Consider the following 2916-nt stretch of genomic DNA (forward strand, 5'->3'; position numbering starts at 1 on the left):
CGGACGGGACCGCCGCGCTGCCGTCGCAGACCGCTGCGCTCGACCAGGGCGCCCAGCAGGTCGCCTCCGGGGCGGCGACGCTCTCCTCGGGGCTGCAGACGGCGAAGCAGCAGACCGCGTCGCTGCCCGCGCAGACCGCGCAGCTGAACGAGGGCGCGCAGCAGGTCGCGGCCGGCAACAAGGCGCTGGCCGACCAGACCGATCCGGCGCTCGACGCGCTGAACGGACTCTCCCCCGACACCGTGACGGCGGCGATCACGAAGGCCGCCGCAGACCGTGGGGTGGAACTGACGCCGGAGGTGCAGGCGGTCATCTCCTCGACCGTCGAGAGCCAGCTCGGCGACGAGCAGACGAAGGCCGACCTGGCGAAGGCCAAGGCCGCACTCGAGGGCGTCGACCAGCTGCGCGACGGGTCCGCCAAGGTCGCGGCCGGCACCGCCGCGCTCGCCGAGGCGGCACCGACCCTGGCGAACGGGGTCTCCTCGGCGGCGGACGGTGCGTCGCGGTTGGCGTCGGGCTCGTCGCAGGTGGCGTCGGGCACCTCCCAGCTCGCGTCGGCGGCGCCCACGCTGTCGTCCGGCGCGGCGTCGCTCGCGTCCGGTGCTTCCTCGGCCGACGACGGCGCGAAGTCGCTGGCCTCCGGGCTCGTTTCACTGCGGGACGGCTCGTCCGAGCTCGCCTCGAAGCTCGACGAGGGCCGCACGAAGATCCCGGCCTCGAACGCCTCACAGCGCGAGGACCAGGCGTCGGTGATCTCGGACCCGGTCAAGGTCGGGGACGACAACGTCGCGGCGGCGGACAACTACGGGGCCGGTCTCGCGCCGTTCTTCATCTCCCTCGCGGCCTGGATCGGCATGTACGCGCTGTTCCTCATCCTCAAGCCGATCTCGAAGCGGGCGATCACCGCGGTGCGGAAGCCCCTCGCGGTGGTGTTCGGCGGGTGGCTGACGCCGGCGCTGCTCGGCCTCGTGCAGATGGTGGCGCTGTTCTGCATCGTCCGGTTCGCCCTCGACCTGAACGTCGTGCACGCCGGGGCGACGATCGGGGTCATGGTGCTGGCATCGGCCACGTTCGCGGCGATCATCATGGCGCTCAACGTGCTGCTCGGCTCCGTGGGGCAGTTCCTCGGCCTGGTGCTCATGCTCGTGCAGCTCGTGACCGCCGGCGGGACGTTCCCGTGGCAGACGCTGCCGGGGCCGTTGGCGGCGCTGCACTTCGCACTGCCGATGACGTACTCGGTCGACGCGATCCGGCAGACGATGTACGGCGGGGACCTCGGTGCGGCGTGGTCGGACGCGGGCGTGCTCGCGTGCTGGCTGCTCGGGGCGCTCCTGGTGTCGTTCGTCGTCACCGCACGGCAGACACGCTCGCGGACGCTGCGCGACCTGCGCCCGAGCCTGATCGGGTAGCGGGCGCAGGGCGGGCGCCGGGTGCCGGGTGCCGGGCGGGCGCTGGGCGCCGGGCGGGCGCTGGGCGCCGCCGCGCCGCTTCGTGAGCAGAAATGGTCGGGTGACCTCAGGGAACCCGACCATTGCTGCTCACGAAGTGCTTCGCCCGAGCGGTAGCCCGACCATTGCTGCTCACGAAGTGCTCCGCCCGAGCGGCAGCCCGACCATTGCTGCTCACGAAGTGCTTCGCCCGAGCGGCAGCCCGACCATGTCGCCACCGAGGTAGCGGAGGTCCTCGGCGGGCAGGGCAGCACGGGCGTCGGGGTCGAGCACGCCCGAGGCGTCGTCGACCGGGACGAAGCCGATCCGCTCCCCCGCGGTGAGGTCGGCCGGGGAGCCGGTGTTCCGGGACAGCGCCCACACGACGTGGTGCCCGGGGTCCCGGAGCGCGACCGTCGCCAGCACCAACCGCACCAGGTCGTCCGGCGAGCTCCACATCAGGAGCGCACGACCGGACGACGGCTGCTCGCCGAACGCCCCGATGCGCGCCGAGACGATCGACATCCCGAACCGATCGGCGAAGAGACTGCCGAGGAGTTCCATCCCGGCCTTCGTCACGCCGTAGTAGGTGTCCGGCCGGGGCAGCCGGTCTCCGGGCACGCTCCCCGGTTCGTCGAGCGGCTCGGGCACTCGGCCGACGGCGTGGATCGAGCTCGCCTGGACCACCCGGAGGACCCCGGCCGCGGCCGCTCGCTCGAGCACGTTCTTCGTCCCGGTGAGGTTCGCCGCGACGAGGTCGTCCCACACGGCCTCGGTCGGGATGCCCGCCAGGTGGACCACGGTGTCGACGCCGATCAATGCGTCGTCGAGGGCATCGGCGTCGTGCACCGACCCGGGCACGAAGCGCTCACCACCGGTCGGTGGGTCGTCCGGGGTGCGCTCGTCGAACAGCACGAGGTCGTGACCGGCCGCGAGGAGTCGCGGCCGGAGCGCAGCGCCGATGTGTCCGGCGGCCCCGGTGATGAGCAGCGTCGCCATTGCCCGGACGCTACCCCCGGCGCGTGAGCACCGACCGCAGGTGTCCGATGGCCTCGCCGAGGTACCGCGTGAGGTCCGAGCGCGACCACCGGACGACGACCCAGCCGAGGCGCTCGGCCTCACGGTAGCGACGGAGGTCGCTGGCCCACTGCGCGGCATCCGTGCGGTGGTGGTCGCCCTCGTACTCGATCAGGACGCGGTGCCGCGGGTAGGCCATGTCGACCCGGCCGATGAAGGACCCTGCCTCGTCTCGGACCTCGACCCGCAGTTCCGGTTCGGGAAGGCCCGCGCGGACGATCGCGAGCCGTGCCCGCGTCTCCTGGGGCGAACCGGCACCGACCCGGACCAGCTCGATCGCCGTCCGCAGCTTCCGGACACCTGCTCGGGCTCCGGCCCGGACGAGTGCGCTCCGGAGGTCGTCGATCGTCGTGCGGCACCGTGGCTCGGTCACGATCGCGTCGCCGAGCACGATGAGCTCGTCGATCGTCAG

Annotated in this window: 3 protein-coding genes; 1 reads left to right on the forward strand and 2 read right to left on the reverse strand. The window is 72.8% G+C overall.

The annotated features are described in order from the left end of the window. A partial coding sequence (locus I5E_RS06085) for a YhgE/Pip family protein (protein ID WP_022906207.1) occupies window positions 1-1409 on the forward strand: 1409 nt, incomplete at its 5' end. Window positions 1410-1622: 213 nt separating this feature from the next. Here the strand turns inward: I5E_RS06085 and I5E_RS06095 are convergent. Next, window positions 1623-2426: an NAD-dependent epimerase/dehydratase family protein gene (locus tag I5E_RS06095; RefSeq protein ID WP_022906208.1), complete on the reverse strand. Its 804-nt coding sequence runs from the start codon at window positions 2424-2426 to the stop codon at window positions 1623-1625. 10 nt (window positions 2427-2436) lie between these two features. Then, the coding region (locus I5E_RS24280) for a DUF559 domain-containing protein (RefSeq protein WP_022906209.1) at window positions 2437-2916 on the reverse strand (480 nt) is incomplete at its 5' end.

The sequence above is a fragment of the Curtobacterium sp. B18 genome, assembly GCF_000333375.1.
GTDB lineage: Bacteria > Actinomycetota > Actinomycetes > Actinomycetales > Microbacteriaceae > Curtobacterium.

Coding starts and splice junctions, on each gene's coding strand:
- I5E_RS06095 (WP_022906208.1), bottom strand. CDS start 2,426: ATGGCGACGCTGCTCATCACCGGGGCCGCCGGACACATCGGCGCTGCG.